This window comes from Acinetobacter sp. NIPH 298, from assembly GCF_000369505.1.
Lineage (GTDB): Bacteria > Pseudomonadota > Gammaproteobacteria > Pseudomonadales > Moraxellaceae > Acinetobacter.
The window spans coordinates 81739-98205 of record NZ_KB850054.1 but is presented as its reverse complement, the minus strand read 5'-3'; the positions used below and the strand labels follow the sequence as shown (position 1 = coordinate 98205).

The following is a 16467-nucleotide window of genomic DNA, read 5'->3' as shown; positions in this document are numbered from 1 at the left end:
TTAAAAATATAATAAAACCGAATAAACATAAACCCTATAAAAAATACACGCATTTTTCAGATCAGTTATTCAATGCTGAAGCGTAGACATGCTAAGATCAGTGCCATATTTTTTACTAAAATCTCACCTTTGGACATCTCATGAGTAAAGCTTTACCTGTTATTGTCGCAGCCGTTTTAGGCGGAGCAGCCCTTATACCGATTTATTATGCAACTCAACACCCTACCACTGAACTTGGCACAAAAGCAGACAAAAATGCAGGGCCAGGCGCAAAAATCAGTTATGCCTTAGGTTATGAAGTTGCCAAGCAAACACCGCCTGAACTAGAAACAGCGGCTTTCATCACAGGCTTCCGTGATGGTCATGCAGAAAAACCTGCGGCCTACACCGAAGAAGAACTACAAGCTGCTTATGTAGAATTCCAAAAAGAATTACAGCAAAAACAAATCGAAGCAACCCAGCAAGCAGAAGCAACAGGTAACTCCTTCTTAGCTGAAAATTCGAAAAAAGCAGGCGTGAAAACCACAGCCTCAGGGTTGCAATATAAAATCATTACAGCAGGAACAGGTAAACAACCAACGGCTGCGTCTGTGGTCAAAGTTCATTATAAAGGTCAATTGACCGATGGCACTGTGTTTGATAGTTCATATGATCGTGGTGAACCAATCGAGTTCCCGCTCAATCAAGTCATTCCTGGCTGGACCGAAGGCTTACAATTAATGAAAGAAGGCGGTAAGGCAACACTTTATATTCCTGGCAACTTAGGTTACGGCGAACAAGGTGTACCAGGGTCTATTCCACCGAATAGTACATTGGTTTTTGATGTCGAACTCATCGCAGTAAAATAACAGATATAGGGAGAGCATGTGCTCTCCCTTATTTTTGCAAAAGCACTTTGGAAGAAATAATGAAAAAATTAAGTCTTATTTTAATGACATCCGTGATGGGTACTGCTTATGCAGCACCGATTACTTTAAAAAGCCCACAACAAGAGCAGTTGGGTTATAGTTACGGTTATTTGATGGGTAAAGGCAATGCCAATACCTTGAAAGATTTGGATATTAATGCATTCGTGCAAGGCTTGAAAGAAGCGACACAGGGAAAAGCAGCATCTTTGACTGATGAAGACATGGCAAATGTGCTTAATCAATATAAAAAACGTATAGAAGCAAAGCAACTGGTTGAATTTCAAGAGATCGCTCAAAAGAATGATCTCGCAGGAAAAGCCTTTCTCGCTGAAAATGCGAAAAAGGCCAATATCGTGACCAGAAAATCTGGCTTACAGTATCAAGTGCTTCAAGCTGGAAAAGGTAAATCACCGAGAGCGAGCTCTACGGTTAAAGTCAATTATGAAGGGCGTTTACTTGATGGGACCGTGTTTGATAGTTCGATCGCACGCAACCATCCTGTCGAGTTTCAATTGAATCAAGTAATCGCAGGTTGGACTGAAGGCGTTCAAACCATGAAGGTCGGTGGTAAAAGCCGTTTCTTTATCCCAGCCAATCTCGCCTATGGTGAGGTGGGTGCTGGTGATGGAATTGGTCCAAATAGCACCCTGATTTTTGATATTGAATTACTGGAAATAAAATAATTTAAAATCCCCCTTTGAGCTGCGACAACAGCAGTTCAAAGGAGGCAACGTTCAAATTCAATGCTTTAAATGTCTCGGTCTAAAGCCTGTGAGCAATAATCCGACAACATAAGCCACCACACCAAGCACACATAAACCCGTGACTTCAGCAACACGTAGCCATTGGGAAATATCACTTTGATACCACGTTAGACCATACCATAACGCGATAATCATAATCAGATTGGCCACCGCAAACTGGAATGCCAGTTTTTTCCAATGTGCGCCAAATCGATAGATATTGCGTTTGTGCAAATAGAAATAAAGCAGACCTGCATTGACCAAAGCTGAACCTGAAGAAGCCATCGCCAGCGCCATATGCTCTGCTTGCCAACCATTGAACTTAAAGATACCAATAAATATCACGTTTAAAATCGCATTGGTCGCCACAGCGATTAACCCGACCCGTACTGGTGTTTTGGTGTCCTGCTGGGCATAAAAACCAGGAGCAAACACCTTAATCAACATAAACGAGATCACACCAGCACTCATACACTGCAAGGCCAAAGCAGTCATTTGTGTATCTTCTAGCGTGAATTCACCACGTTGGAACAGCGCTTGAATAATCGGTGTGGACAGCATAAATAAAGCAATACTGGCTGGAATCCCGACCAGCATGATGATTTTAGCCGCCCAATCCAACATCCCTCGAAATTTACTCTGATCTTGTTCAGCATGGCGTGCTGAAAGTGATGGCAAGATCACCGTCCCAATCGCCACCCCAATCAATCCCAGTGGTAGTTCAGTCATACGCTCTGCACTATATAGCCAAGACACCGAACCATCCTGCATAAAGGATGCCCAGATCGTATTCAACAATAAGTTAATTTGCGTAACGGATACACCAAATAAAGCAGGTAACATTAACTTTAAAATACGATTCACACCTTCGTGTTTAAAGTCAACTTTCGGTGGAATCAGTAAATTTTTCTTCCAGAGTTCAGGAATTTGAATGGCAAGCTGCAAAACACCAGCGACCACCACGGCCCATCCAAGCGCCATAATCGGCTCTGCCATATAGGGAGTTAACCACCACGCCCCTGCAATCATGGCAATATTCAACAATACTGGAGCAAATGCAGGTGAAGCAAATGAACCATAACTATTTAGAATACTGCTAGCAAAAGCCGTCAGTGACATAAACATCAGATAAGGGATGGTTAGACGAAATAGGTCAACAGCAAGGTTAAACTTCTCAGTATCACTATGGAAACCGGGCGCATAGATATAAATAATCACAGGTGCAGCAACCATCGCCACAAAGGTAAGCAATGTCATTGCGGTCAGCAAACAACCAAAAACACGACTAATTAGAATTTGAACTTCTGCATGGGTGCGACTGGTTTTATATTCCGTCAGAACAGGAATAAAGGCTTGAGAAAACGCCCCTTCAGCAAATAAGCGCCGAAAAAAGTTGGGAATACGAAAGGCAACCACAAAGGTGTCAAAATCTTTGCCCGCCCCAAATACATTCAGCAGCACGATATCACGCACCAATCCCAGAACTCGGGATAACATCGTCATTGCACTGACAATTACTGTCGATCGCCACAATGCCATCGCACTCACCTACGGCTTATATTTCAAAAGCGTTATTGTAATGAAAGTAAAAACAGATTTCGTTGTGAAATCATAAATTCGATCATGTTTTTTTAGAGATTGCCTGAATCGCTAGCAAACGACGGAACAACGACCAATCAAAGTGTAAACCGGGATCTGTTTTACGTTTAGGCGCAATATCAGAATGACCTGCAAGATGATTTTGGATTTTGGGATAAGCTTGGCGCAGTATGTTCACCACTTCGACCAGTGCCTGATACTGTTCTGGTTCAAACGGCAAGTCATCACTACCCTCTAGCTCAATGCCAATCGAATAATCATTACATTCTGGTTGGGCTAAATAACTAGAACGACCTGCATGCCAAGAGCGATCATTAAAATTGACAAATTGAATCACTTCACCTGTGCGTAAAATCAGCAGATGCGCTGAAACTTGCATACCTTCGATGGTTTGAAAATAAGGATGTACCGACCAATCCAGCTGATTCTGAAAGAATTGTTGAATATAGCCCCCACCAAATTGAGATGGCGGCAAGCTAATATTATGAATGACAATCAGTTGAATATCCGTCTCAGCAGGACGCGCATTAAAATTAGGTGACGCAATCTGCGTTGCACCTTGTAATATTCCATCTCGAACTTGAGCAAATCTAGATTGCGGCATTGTCACTCGAATCAGCAATTTAATCTTAATATTTTCCATTCTGACATGCTTTATCACGAATAATCGAGATCAAATACTTATTTTTTATGTGGACGGTGCTAATATAACGCACACGTTTTTTGGTTACTAATCTACTGGAAATAGTATGAGCATCCCACAGTCTTTGCTTGAACAATCTATTCAAATCAATATTCAACAAGCATTACAAGAAGATATTGGGGACGGCGATATTACCGCCATGCTCACACCTGCGGATGAACAAGCCACAGCCACCATTATCACGCGTGAAGATATGGTCTTGGCAGGTCAACCTTGGGTTAACGCTTTAATTCAGGCTTTTGACAGCTCAGTACAGATCACATGGTTAAAACAAGAAGGTGATGTGGTTGCTGCCAATGAAGCCTTTTTAAAACTTGCAGGTTCGGCACGTAGTTTGTTAACGGTGGAACGCCCAGCTTTAAACTTTGTACAAACTCTTTCCGCTGTGGCGACCAAAACAGCCAACTACGTGAAACAACTCGATGGCCTACATACCAAACTGCTAGATACGCGTAAAACCTTACCGGGTTTACGTATCGCGCAGAAATATGCCGTTGCCGTCGGTGGTGGTCAAAATCATCGTCTTGGTTTATTTGATGCTTTTTTGATTAAAGAAAATCATATTATGGCGGCTGGTGGTATTGTTCAAGCGATTGCTCAAGCGCATCAGATTGCACCTGGAAAACCCGTCGAAGTTGAAGTTGAAACGTGGGATGAACTTAATCAAGCACTTGAAGCAGGTGCTGATATTGTGATGTTGGATAATTTCAGCCAACAACAAATGATTGATGCAGTGAAGTATGTTGCGGGGCGCTGTAAATTAGAAGCTTCTGGCAATATCACCATTGAAAATTTGCGTGAAGTTGCCAGCACAGGTGTGGATTACATTTCGATGGGTGTTTTAACCAAAGATGTTCGCGCTGTGGATTTATCTATGCGTTTTAATGCTTAAACCTGTTGGTCTTTTTGCTGCTGAGTCGATTGTGGCGAATCCAGTGCTTGAGATTCGGTCTCTTGCCATGCTGATTTCGCTTCAGTCGATTGGCTAGATCGTGGGTCAATCGCCATTAAAATAAAAGTGACGGCGGTGAGAAATATTAAAAAAACTTGTAACATCATTATCTCTTTTCTTGCAGTGCCCTCAATATAGCAAAGCAAAATGGGGCAAATTCGCATGCTCTGTTACAGTATGCAAAGGCTCAGTGTGCTTATGTTTAAGATATAATTCGTATCAGCTTCCTCGCTTGGCTATTTATTATTTTACTTTGTGTTTACTGCTTCTTTTTTCGTTAGCTGTTCAACATAAGCAGCCTAGCATCCGCTTAGACTGCTTATTTCAAACAAATATAAAGCCCTTATGATTCAATAAAGCCCATATATGGGTCAGAAATAGAATCTTCATTGGTTTCAATGCGCCCAGCAAAACGACGGCGATAACTTGGTTCGTTTTGAATGCTGACGGTGAAATCATACCATCCACCAAACTCAGACATATCCCAACTGAGTTCCTTTTCATTCGCCGCAGTTTCGATTTGCCATGTTTTATTGGGTAAATAAGCATTGGCTGTTACAACCAACTGCGCTGTTTGTGCTGCATCATTTCGCACTTTCAAGAAAAGCTTGGAATCGCACTCCTCCATACACACGCGAATTTCTGGAAGTGCTTCTAACTGCGTGGCTTGTACCAAGTCCCCAGCAAAACTGCGATGGAAACCATTCGGTCCCAACACCCATAGGTCATATTGATGATCTTTGGTCTGCCAGACATCATCAAGTTGCTTCCCTGCTTCCACCATGTAACGGCGTGGGATCGCGTCTAAATTCAATTTGTCATAAACATGGAATACTGCGGCTTGTGCTCCTGTATTGGAGAATATTAATTTAACAGTTTTCGTGAACACATCGACTTTGGCACTGCTATGCAAAATATACGGCAATGCACGTGATGGTCGTATTCCCATGTCTTGAACAGGATAAGTTTGGCTTAAAGGACGACTGACCTGTGCCAAGCCTTCTTGTGCTTTACGAATCGCATCAGCTTCTGCTTTTGTTTTCTTACCAGATAAATCAGGTAAAGGGAGAAGATTTGGTGTTTTAAAGTTAAAAGCCGAGCTTAAATCACCACAAACCGCACGACGATACGGACTAATATTAGGTTCTTCTACATCAAAACATTGTTCCAAGAAACGAATCACCGAAGAGTGGTCAAATACTTGTGAGTTGACCCAGCCACCACGACTCCATGGGGAAATAATGTACATCGGTACTCGAACACCTGGGCCGTATACACCCACGCCATTACTTACTTTTGGATCAGTAAAGTTTGGCTGTCCTGCTGAAGCTTTAGCATGCGTGGCATATTCATATGACATCTGATCATCGCTTAAGGTGGATTTGCCATGTACTGCACCTGAAGCATCCATCGAAGGTGCACTTGGTGAAGGTATATGATCAAAGAAACCATCATTTTCATCAAAATTGATTAAGAAAACCGTCTGACTCCATACTTCTGGATGCTCGGTTAACGCATTTAACGTTTCTTGGATATACCACGCTCCTTGAACTGGGCTAGACGGTCCAGGATGTTCGCTATAGGTTGCCGGTGCAATTAACCAACTTACTTGGGGTAACTGCCCATTGGCAATATCTTGTTTAAATGAACCCAAAAAACCACCATCTGGCATGGTATTGGCGATCCCTTTATACAAAGGCTGAGTGGAATCAATAGCCGGATCATAGGCTGGGCAAATGGTAATATTGTTCACTGGTTTACCTGATAACACATTGGCACGACGGTATTGTTTAAAACCAGCCAAGGGATTGTCGGTAAAATTATCAGGCATGTTTTGATAGACCTTCCACGTTACACCCGCCTGTTGTAAGCGTTCAGGATAGGTGATCCAGTCATAGCCAACGGTGGATGGCCCGATTGAATCTAAATCATTGACCACACTGGCAACGTTGGCACCTGTTGGGCCATTGGTTCCTGTCCAGATAAACATACGGTTTGAGTTGGTTCCTGTATGCATGGCACAGTGATATGCATCACACAGGGTAAAAGCATTAGCTAATGCGAATTGGAATTCAACCTCTTGTTGCTTGTAATAGCCCATTGACTGTGGCTGCTTATATTGCACCCAATTGCCCATCCGTCCATGATCCCAAGCATATTGACCATCTGTCCATGAATGTGGTGTACCACTCACCCGCTGTGCATTGCCACGGCTACTATCCAAATGATAGGGATAAAATTTATTTTTATTGGCATCATATTGTTCCCACACTGTACGACCTTGGCTTAAAGGAATGGTAAAACGATCACCAAAGCCACGTACCCCTTTTAACGTCCCAAAGTAATTGTCAAAAGAACGATTTTCTTGGGTCAAGATCACCACATGTTTAACGTCTTTAATGGTTCCTGTCTCGACCTTGGCATCAATCGCGAGGGCTTTTTGAATACTCATTGGAAAACTGGTAAGTGCAGCGGTACCAAACAGTGCTTTGGTCGAATTTAATAAAAAGTCACGACGGTTCATTGATTATTTCCTTATTGTTATTATTTAGGGTGCACAGTGAATAGTACAGTCTGAAGTCGGCGGTTTTGGCGTTGGCGTGGTATTGTTGTTATCATTTTCATTACAAGCACTTAATAAGAAAATACTACTGGTGAGTAAAGCTAAGAAGGTATTTCGCATTTTACTATCCGTTAAAATATTTGTGCAGATAGTCAATACAATATAAATGACAATTCGATGATTGTTTGATAGCAATTCAATGACAGAAAAAATAGACAAAAAAAAGGCGGTCTAAAATTTCCAGACCGCCCGCACTATCAACTGGAGCTTACCAACCGAGTGCTTGCTGTTGCTTCAGAATCAATTCCGCAATTCCTTTTTCAGCAATCTCTAACATGGCATTACACTGTTGGCGAGTGAACGGTTTATCTTCTGCCGTTCCTTGAATCTCAATAAATTCGCCCGCCTGTGTCATCACCACATTTAAATCAGTTTGGCAATTTGAATCTTCTTCGTAGCACAAGTCGAGGTGAACTTCGTCTTGATACATCCCCACCGAGATGGCTGCCACTAAACCTTTTAACGGGTCATGTTTAATCTTTTTATTACTTAACAACACATTCATGGCATCAACCAATGCAACGGCTGCTCCTGTAATCGCTGCGGTACGCGTACCACCATCCGCTTGGATCACATCGCAGTCGATGTTAATGGTATTTTCACCAAGTTTTTTCAGGTCAACCATCGCTCTGAGGCTACGACCAATCAGACGTTGAATTTCCTGTGTCCGACCTGACTGCTTACCACGCGCTGCTTCACGATCACTACGGGTATGGGTTGAACGCGGTAACATGCCGTATTCAGCCGTGACCCAACCCTGTCCTTTCCCTTTTAAAAAGCGTGGAACCGAATTGTCGATACTTGCAGTACACAATACTTTGGTATGACCAAACTCAACCAGAACTGAACCTTCTGCGTAACGGGTATAATTACGGGTAATTTTTACCTCACGTAATTGGTCTAATGCTCTTTGGTCAATACGCATAACGATTCCTTAAAACGATGGCACAAATATAATTGCCCCATAGTATATCTCAATTACACGCACTTTCCCTTTTACTTATTGGTGACGAGCACCGCTTTATGGCTCAAACGATGCTCTATCTTGATTAAGCAGCTTTGCCAAATATACCTTTCACTGCTTCAGTAAAGGTACGCTTAGTCGCCACCAAACGATCTACCATATTGTCAGGCAAAGAGTGAACCGCCAGACGTTTATACACACTCACGATCTGAGATCCAAAGGGAGCGGTATTGTATTGTTGACCATACTCTGCACAGACTTCACGTACCTTAGGTGCCATCTCGATATAACGGTTGGCAGGTACATCAGGGAACAAATGATGTTCGATTTGATGGCTCAAGTTACCGCTCAAGAAATGCATGATTTTACCGCCAGTAAAGTTTGCTGAACCACGTATCTGACGCAAGTACCATTCTGCTTTGGTTTCATTATCAATGTTGTCAGTGATAATTTCAGAGTCTTCTGTGAAATGACCACAATAAATCACGGTCGATGCCCAGTAGTTACGGATCAAGTTGGCAACAAAGTTACCCGCCAATACGGGCAAGAACATTGGACCAGCAATCACTGGGAACAACACATAATCTTTACCAAACTGACGTAGCATTTTTTTACGTAGATTTTTAGATTCTACATATACTTCTTTCCAGGTTTTGGTGCCATCAAACAACACTTTTTCCATCTCTAAGCGTTGCAAAGCCAGTAGCCATTCAAAACCCGTTGACAATACAAAACCTATCGGCACGTTGAACAAAAAGCGTGGTTCCCACTCTTGCTCACGGCTCATGCGCATCACACCATAGCCGCTAATGTCATGATCCATGCCATACACATTGGTATAGGTATGGTGCTTATAGTTATGGGTATATTTCCAGTCTTCACCCGTACACACCGTATCCCAGTCATAAGTTGCACCGTTAAGCGATGGATCGTTTAACCAATCAAACTGACCGTGCATCACGTTATGACCCAATTCCATGTTTTCGACGATCTTAGACACACCCAACATCGCTGTGCCAAGCAACCAAACTGGTGGAATCCAGCCACCGAACATCAACATGCCACGTGATGCAATTTCGGTGTAGCGTACAAAGTTACGTACTTTATAGATATAATCAGAATCTTCTTTGCCAATTTTAGCCATGGTTTCAGTACGGATGGCATCAATCTTACGGCCAAACTCTTGTACTTCTTCTGGTGTTAATGCACGGCTTATGTTACCGCCAAATTTGATTGGAGGAATCGTTTTAGTCGGATTTACTGTCATCATGTTCATAATATTATACTCTATCTGGTCAATATGAATTAAAGGTCAATCTCAACGGGACTCACTGCTTCACTCACACACAACTTGATTTGCACATTGTTTTGGTTATCGATTTCACCTGTAAGTTGATTTTTCACTGCACCACTGATCTTGGTACAAACACAGGTATTACAAATCCCCATACGGCAACCAAAAGATGGTTTCAAACCCGCAGCTTCAGCACTGGCCAACAGGTTGCCACGGCCTTCAAACTCTTGCATACTGCGACGGAAATTGACTGGTTGGATTTGAGCATCCACATCCATCGTCACTGGCAAAAAGCTTTCTTGCGTTAAACGGTCTAACCAACCACGTTTCGTCCAAATTTGACGTGTCGCTTTCATCAAACCTGGAGCAGCACACACATAGGTTTGACGTTGAACAGCATCGGCACACAAACGGTCCAACGTTTCTTCATCAAAATAAGCAGGTTGTTCAGGACTATCGACAATAATGTGTAGGTTAAAGTGCGCATATTCTGCTGCCAGTGTTTCCAATTCAGTACGGAACGCTGGATCACGTGAGTAATAAATCAATGTCACAGGTTGATTTGAACGTGCTAATGCCTGTTTCGCAATCGGAATAATCGGCGTAATACCACTACCCGCAGATACCAAAAGAATCGGTTGTTTACCTTCTTCTGTATCAAAGTCTTTTAGCGTAAATTCGCCCATCGCCTGAGTAATTTCAATCACATCACCAGCACGTGCGCTGTTAGCTAAATAGTTAGATACACAACCTTGTTTTTTGATACCTAACACCAATTTGTCGTGACTTGGTGAACTCACCAAGCTATACGCTCGTTGATGCTGCACACCATCAATACGAACCGTCACCATCACAAATTGACCAGGCTGATAGGTTGTAAATTTATTGTTACTGCTTAAAGTGACCTTGATCATTTCATCTGCAATAGGCTCAATCGCTTCGATTTTTGCCATAATGCGGCGCAAAGTCCACATCGGGTTAACTTTTGCAAGGATAAAATCAACGAAATCTTCTCTAACCCAATGTGGCTGATAGCTTAACTGTGCGCTCATAAGTTCCTCGTTTTGTATCTGGCTATTTATATTGAGTGAACAACTGTTCGTATAGTGAACATGTGTACACTATATTTATTTGTGTTCACTGAGTCAACACTTGTTCACTAATTTTTTGATTATTTTTTCTACTTTTTTTTAAATAATTAAAAAGAATGAAGAAATAAGTAAGGCATGGAGCACATTTAGCCGTTAAAACAAAGCCATTCATTTTAAAAGCCGAAGAATCTATCTGATTTAGCAACCGATTAAGACTAAAAAAAACCTATTTTTTTTGCTAGACTCTATAGTATAAATTTTATGGATCTTATTCATGTCGATTAGAGATGAACGAAAACAACAGAGTCGTCAGGCTCTACTGGATGCAGCGCTCCATCTCAGCACGTCTGGGCGCTCATTTAGTAGTATTAGTTTGCGTGAAGTTGCTCGCGAAGTTGGTTTAGTACCAACCGCTTTTTATCGTCATTTCCAAGATATGGAGGCACTGGGTCAAGAATTGGTTGATCAGGTGTCATTACATCTTAAGAGCTTGATTCACCAATTGGGTCAAAGCTATCTAAAACACAGCGGCGCAGCCAAAACACGTACCAGCATCGAACTTTTTGTACAAGCGGTGAATCATAGCCCGCAACAATGGCAGTTTATGATTGCGGAACGTTGGGGTGGCTCTGAAACGGTACGCATTGCTATTGCACGTGAAATTGAATTTTTGATTGAAGATTTGGCAGTTGATTTATATAAACTTGACACCTTTAAGCACATTAAAGAAGAAAAGTATCTGCAAGTCTTATCAACCATCTTGATCAACATGTCGTTTACATGGGCGATGACATGGATCAATCTACCCAAACAAGTTACGATTGATGATTTATTAGAACAACAAAATCTGTTTATTGACAATGCCACCACTCAAGTGAGTTTGTTATTTCGTGGTATCTCCAACTGGGAACCACAAAACGCTTGACCATATCGAAGACTCGGTTTGATATATAAAAGCATTGCTTAGCGTTAGTATGCATTAGACAATAATGCGATGCCGTTTAGAACACTATGAGGAGCTTATAAGCATCATGAATCCTGATCGTCATACTCAGTTCTTAATTCGTAAAGAAAAAATTTTACAGGTTGCTGAAAAGTTATTATTAGAAAATAACCAAGAAATGACCCTCGATGAACTGGTTGCCGAATTGGACATCGCCAAAGGAACCTTATACAAGCACTTCAGAAGTAAAAATGAATTATTGCTTGAACTTATTATTCAAAATGAAAAAGAAATTTTAAAAATTTCAGACCAATACCATACTGATATCAAAGAATATGCGCCGCGCTATATGTTGCATCACCTTATGGCGCCTAGTCGTACTATTTTGCTGCATCAGCTAGAAGAACACTTGACCATGACGGAGTCTAAGCTGAAGCATCTCTTTGATGAGCTGTATGCGATTCGACAGCAACGTATTGTTTCACTCAAAGACATGACTGAGAAATATTTAAAATCACTCAATTATGATATGTCGATTCGTGATTATCTATCTTATATCTGGTCACTGACTTACGGCGCAGCACTATTACTTAATTCGAGCTATTACCAACGTTCAATTGGTTCTCGTGAAAAACTGATTAATTTATATGTCAACCAAGCTTTGTCTTTACCCACTCAAACTGTGAAAATTGACTTAACCGAGTTCCAACAAGAACAACAATAAATGCAAAAAAGGACTGTTGATACAGTCCTTTTTAGTCTAAAGCATTGGTAATTTACTTAGCTTTACGCTCTTTTTCTAATAAATAATCAACCACTTGAGTGACTTTAGCATCCTCACCCTGCACCACATATTTACCATTGACCACAACCGCTGGAACACCAGTCAACTGATATTGCTGTGCCAATTTATTTGACTCCGCGATTTTTGCAGTAATCGGGAACGAGTTAAACATGCTATTAAACTTCTGTTCAGGCACACCATAACGCGCAAAGAATTTTGCTTGAGACGCTTGATCAAAAATTTGCTGACCACCGTCATGAATGGCATGGAAAAGTGGAATATGGGTTTTCTTACGCACGCCTAGAGCTTCTGACACATAGTAACCACGAGCACCCTGTTCCCATACCTTATTCATGGCTGCTGGGGTGCGTAGGAAATAAACATCTTTTGGAATTTTCTTTAGCCATGTTTGCATGTGTGGTTCAAGGTTAAAACAATGTCCACAACCGTACCAAAAAAATTCGCGCACTTCGAGTTGACCAGCAGGTGCAGTCGTTTTAACCGGATTTGCCACCACGGTATAATCTTTGCCTGCTACAAAATCTGCAGCCATTGCGTTCATCGAAAATGAGATAACAGCCGTGCTTAAAACACCTAATACTAACTTTTTCATTGCCTTTGCTTTTCCTCTAAGCATTTTTCGTAAGTTTATATGCTAAATATAAAACAAACACGAGCAATTCGTTTTGCTTCTGTGAAGTTTTTTATTCGATTTATCGCTTTTTTTGCCAGAATCGCTACACTAAGCTAAGTTCAGAATCAAAATACTCTCTGAAATTAGATACTCGACAACGTCATCTGCAACCTGTTGGTTATCTACAATATATTGTTTTTGCAATAGATTAGATAAGTGAAAGAAGTGAACAGGTTTTGCAGATGACAATGGTTTTGCCTACTTTTCCCGAAAGAAAAGTAGGTCGAACCGAAGGTCTATCCCGAAATTGGATGAGAACTCGGCAAGACTCCGCCTAGTTCAACATTCTAGGAATTCGATCAACCCCACATCTCCATAAAATATTGATAGAGGTACGTCCATGTCGCAATTGAATGTTGACCCGCAAGAAATCGCAAAATTTGAAGCATTGGCTGCCAAATGGTGGGATCAACATTCGGAGTTCCGTCCACTGCATCAAATCAACCCATTACGTCTTAACTGGATTGATGAACGCGTCGGCGGCTTGGCGGGCAAAAAAGTCCTTGATGTTGGTTGTGGTGGTGGCATCTTGGCGGAAAGCATGGCACGTCGTGGTGCAGATGTATTAGGTATTGATATGGGTGAAGCGCCACTTGCTGTTGGTCGCTTACATGCCCAACAAGACAATGTGCAAAACATTGAATATCGTCAAATTCCTGTAGAACAACTGGCACAAGAACAAGCAGGTCAATACGATGTGGTCACTTGCATGGAAATGATGGAGCACGTACCAGATCCAGCTTCTATCGTAAAAGCCTGTCAAACACTGGTCAAACCTGGTGGCCACGTGTTCTTCTCCACCATTAACCGTAATCCAAAATCCTATTTATTCGCGATTATAGGCGCGGAATATGTGTTGCGTTTATTGCCTAAAGGCACCCACGACTATCATAAATTTATTCGCCCATCAGAAATGGCGCATGATATTCGCAGTGCAGGTCTAAGCCTAAAAGAGATGACGGGCTTACATTACAACCCGATCACCAAACATTATTGGTTAGCGCCGAATGTCGATGTCAATTACATGGTTCACACTACGAATACAGGTGCGTAATGAAAGCTGTTTTATTTGATCTTGATGGTACGCTAATTGACACGGCTGCGGACTTTATTCGTATTATTCAGCAGATGTGTCGGGATGAGCAACGCCCAGTTGTAGATGCAGAAACCATTCGTACTCAAGTTTCTGAGGGTGCGCGCGCCATGGTGAAGTTGGTTTATCCAGAATTGGATGTCACTGATCCCGTATTTCTCGCACACCGTCAACGCTTTTTAGATGCCTATGGCGACAATATCGTGGTCGATACCGACTTATTCATAGGCATGTATCCTTTACTTGAAGCGTTAGAAGCACATCAGATTCCGTGGGGCATAGTGACCAATAAACCACGTGGTTTAAGTGAGTTACTGCTCGCTGCATTACAGCTCACAGAGCGTTGTGCGGTGTTGGTTTGCCCAGAAGATGTCAGTAAGACCAAACCCGATCCTGAACCGATGTATTTGGCTGCTAAGCAGTTAGGTCTTGATGCCAAAGACATTATTTATGTTGGTGATCATCCACGTGATATAGACGCAGGTCGCAACGCAGACATGTATACCATTTTAGCTGCCTATGGTTATTTACCAGTCGAATCACGAGATGATCTCGCCGCTTGGCAAGCAGATGCAGTTATTCAAACCGTCCCTGAACTTCATCAACTGCTCAAACAGAAAATCACGGTGTTGTCAGAAAATCAGGGTATGATGAGTTAAATAAGCAAGATAACAGGAGGCATAACAATGAAATATTCAGAATATCAACCTCGGCCAGATTTACTTAAAGATCGTATCATCCTCATTACTGGTGCGGGTGATGGTATTGGTCGAGCTGCTGCGATGAGTTATGCCCTGCACGGCGCAACGGTTGTATTGCATGGCCGAACCCTCAATAAACTCGAAGTCATCTATGATGAAATCGAAGGTTTAGGTGCGCCACAACCTGCTATTTTACCTTTGCAACTTTCAACAGCGTCTAGCCATGACTATGAGCTTTTAGTTGATACGCTACAACAACAATTCGGACGTTTAGATGGCATTTTGCATAATGCAGGGATGTTAGGTGATCGGGTTGAGCTGGCAAATTATCCTGTAGATGTGTGGGATGATGTGATGGCGGTGAATTTACGTGCACCCTTTGCTATGACTCAAGCATTGCTACCTTTACTCGAACAATCTGAACATGCTTCTGTGATCTTTACCAGTTCAGGTGTCGGGCGTGAAGCGCGTGCATTGTGGGGCGCTTATTCGGTGTCTAAAATTGCGACTGAAGCCATGAGCAGAATTTTTGCTCTAGAAAATAGTTATGCAAATATTCGCTTTAATTGCATCAATCCAGGTGGAACGCGTACCGCAATGCGGGCCAAAGCCTATCCCGATGAAGATCCTAAAGTATTGCCAACACCAGATAGCATCATGCCTGCATATCTTTATTTGATGGGCGATGATAGTTTAGAGATGAATGGGCAAAGCATTGATGCGCAAAGTTAATAACGTGATTAGAACAATTTAAAACAACATTGAAAACTGACCTTAAGCCTGCCTTTGTGATCGAAACTGGGAGAGATGCTCCATATTTTTAATCGAATACTGAATCGATCTTCACAGTTTCTCTGCATTTTTAAGGTACAGTTTTCACATGAGAGACATCCGATCTTAGGTGTATCATGAGAAATAAATTCATTATCTTAATCTTAGGTTCAGCCACCCTGTTTAGCAGCATGGTGAGTTTTGCAAATCCGCGTTTTGATCGTGATGATGATTCGCGTGGTCATAAACACAGTCGCAATTTTGAACGTCCAGATAATGACAATCGTATGCGTGAACGCCGTATGCGTGAAGAACGTGGCGTGGAGCGGTTAAAACAACATCGCTGGCAAGCAGGCTATGTCATGCCTCAACATTATCGAGGAAACAGCTACAAGATTGATTATAAAGAAAATAATCTACCCAAACCAGGGCGAGATCAGCAGTGGTATAAAGTCAATAATGATTATATCTTAGTCAACTCCAATGATAATAGTATTGTTCGTATCATGGGTTTCTAAATACTTTGTGCTTATTAAACTGTAGAAAAGTCGGTTGTTGTTTTAGGAATCGGTTTATCTTTTGGTTTTTTTAGTTAAAATCAGAT

General features: G+C 41.8%; 18 protein-coding genes. 9 read left to right on the top strand and 9 right to left on the bottom strand.

What is annotated here, in order from left to right; genetic code table 11:
- Positions 1–140 precede the first annotated feature (140 nt).
- Both F903_RS02860 and F903_RS02855 read left to right on the top strand, forming a co-directional pair.
- Positions 141–848: a BamJ family beta-barrel-assembly machinery protein gene (locus tag F903_RS02860; protein WP_005194462.1), complete on the top strand. Its 708-nt coding sequence runs from the start codon at positions 141–143 to the stop codon at positions 846–848.
- 59 nt (positions 849–907) lie between these two features.
- Positions 908–1591: a BamJ family beta-barrel-assembly machinery protein gene (locus tag F903_RS02855; RefSeq protein WP_005194460.1), complete on the top strand. Its 684-nt coding sequence runs from the start codon at positions 908–910 to the stop codon at positions 1589–1591.
- Between the two features lie 57 nt (positions 1592–1648).
- Here F903_RS02855 and murJ read toward each other — a convergent pair whose 3' ends face one another.
- Together murJ and ampD are read right to left on the bottom strand one after the other, a co-directional pair.
- Positions 1649–3199, bottom strand: coding sequence for a murein biosynthesis integral membrane protein MurJ (gene murJ, locus F903_RS02850; RefSeq protein ID WP_171065193.1), 1551 nt, complete (start codon positions 3197–3199; stop codon positions 1649–1651).
- Positions 3200–3272: 73 nt separating this feature from the next.
- Complete coding sequence (gene ampD, locus F903_RS02845) at positions 3273–3854, bottom strand: 1,6-anhydro-N-acetylmuramyl-L-alanine amidase AmpD (protein ID WP_005194457.1); 582 nt, start codon at positions 3852–3854, stop codon at positions 3273–3275.
- 145 nt (positions 3855–3999) lie between these two features.
- Here ampD and nadC point away from each other — a divergent pair, with 145 nt between their 5' ends.
- Complete coding sequence (gene nadC, locus F903_RS02840) at positions 4000–4845, top strand: carboxylating nicotinate-nucleotide diphosphorylase (RefSeq protein WP_005194456.1); 846 nt, start codon at positions 4000–4002, stop codon at positions 4843–4845.
- Here the strand turns inward: nadC and F903_RS16635 are convergent.
- The 6 genes from F903_RS16635 to F903_RS02820 all read right to left on the bottom strand — a co-directional run bounded on the left by F903_RS16635 (position 4842) and on the right by F903_RS02820 (position 10838).
- A complete protein-coding gene (locus F903_RS16635) occupies positions 4842–5012 on the bottom strand; it encodes an ABZJ_00068 family colistin stress protein (protein WP_155757132.1) in 171 nt (56 codons plus the stop codon). The genes nadC and F903_RS16635 overlap by 4 nt on opposite strands.
- A gap of 236 nt (positions 5013–5248) precedes the next feature.
- Positions 5249–7429 carry a phosphocholine-specific phospholipase C gene (locus F903_RS02835; protein WP_005194455.1) on the bottom strand — a complete coding sequence of 727 codons (2181 nt, stop codon included), beginning with the start codon at positions 7427–7429 and terminating at the stop codon, positions 5249–5251.
- Positions 7430–7453: 24 nt separating this feature from the next.
- Positions 7454–7588, bottom strand: a complete 135-nt coding sequence (locus F903_RS16910) for a hypothetical protein (RefSeq protein ID WP_265596652.1) — start codon at positions 7586–7588, stop codon at positions 7454–7456.
- 148 nt (positions 7589–7736) lie between these two features.
- Positions 7737–8453 (bottom strand): ribonuclease PH, encoded by a 717-nt coding sequence (gene rph / locus F903_RS02830; RefSeq protein ID WP_004667930.1) that lies wholly within the window; start codon positions 8451–8453, stop codon positions 7737–7739.
- Between the two features lie 124 nt (positions 8454–8577).
- A complete protein-coding gene (locus F903_RS02825) occupies positions 8578–9759 on the bottom strand; it encodes a fatty acid desaturase family protein (RefSeq protein ID WP_416202012.1) in 1182 nt (393 codons plus the stop codon).
- 38 nt (positions 9760–9797) lie between these two features.
- Positions 9798–10838, bottom strand: a complete 1041-nt coding sequence (locus tag F903_RS02820; protein WP_005194453.1) for a ferredoxin reductase — start codon at positions 10836–10838, stop codon at positions 9798–9800.
- 313 nt (positions 10839–11151) lie between these two features.
- On the opposite strand from F903_RS02820, the gene F903_RS02815 reads away from it, so the two are divergent.
- Together F903_RS02815 and F903_RS02810 are read left to right on the top strand one after the other, a co-directional pair.
- A complete protein-coding gene (locus F903_RS02815) occupies positions 11152–11802 on the top strand; it encodes a TetR family transcriptional regulator (protein ID WP_004667927.1) in 651 nt (216 codons plus the stop codon).
- A gap of 106 nt (positions 11803–11908) precedes the next feature.
- A complete protein-coding gene (locus F903_RS02810) occupies positions 11909–12544 on the top strand; it encodes a TetR/AcrR family transcriptional regulator (RefSeq protein WP_005194452.1) in 636 nt (211 codons plus the stop codon).
- A gap of 52 nt (positions 12545–12596) precedes the next feature.
- Here the strand turns inward: F903_RS02810 and F903_RS02805 are convergent, their stop codons facing one another.
- Positions 12597–13217 carry a thiol:disulfide interchange protein DsbA/DsbL gene (locus F903_RS02805; protein ID WP_004667924.1) on the bottom strand — a complete coding sequence of 207 codons (621 nt, stop codon included), beginning with the start codon at positions 13215–13217 and terminating at the stop codon, positions 12597–12599.
- 421 nt (positions 13218–13638) lie between these two features.
- Between F903_RS02805 and ubiG the strand changes: the two genes are divergently transcribed.
- The 4 genes from ubiG (at position 13639) to F903_RS02785 (ending at position 16381) form a co-directional block, all read left to right on the top strand.
- Complete coding sequence (gene ubiG, locus F903_RS02800) at positions 13639–14352, top strand: bifunctional 2-polyprenyl-6-hydroxyphenol methylase/3-demethylubiquinol 3-O-methyltransferase UbiG (RefSeq protein ID WP_004667922.1); 714 nt, start codon at positions 13639–13641, stop codon at positions 14350–14352.
- Positions 14352–15050, top strand: a complete 699-nt coding sequence (locus F903_RS02795) for an HAD family hydrolase (RefSeq protein WP_005194450.1) — start codon at positions 14352–14354, stop codon at positions 15048–15050. The genes ubiG and F903_RS02795 overlap by 1 nt, the downstream gene beginning before the upstream one ends.
- Positions 15051–15077: 27 nt before the next feature.
- Positions 15078–15824 (top strand): YciK family oxidoreductase, encoded by a 747-nt coding sequence (locus F903_RS02790; RefSeq protein WP_004667918.1) that lies wholly within the window; start codon positions 15078–15080, stop codon positions 15822–15824.
- Positions 15825–16000: 176 nt separating this feature from the next.
- Positions 16001–16381, top strand: a complete 381-nt coding sequence (locus F903_RS02785) for an RcnB family protein (RefSeq protein ID WP_004667917.1) — start codon at positions 16001–16003, stop codon at positions 16379–16381.
- Positions 16382–16467 lie beyond the last annotated feature (86 nt).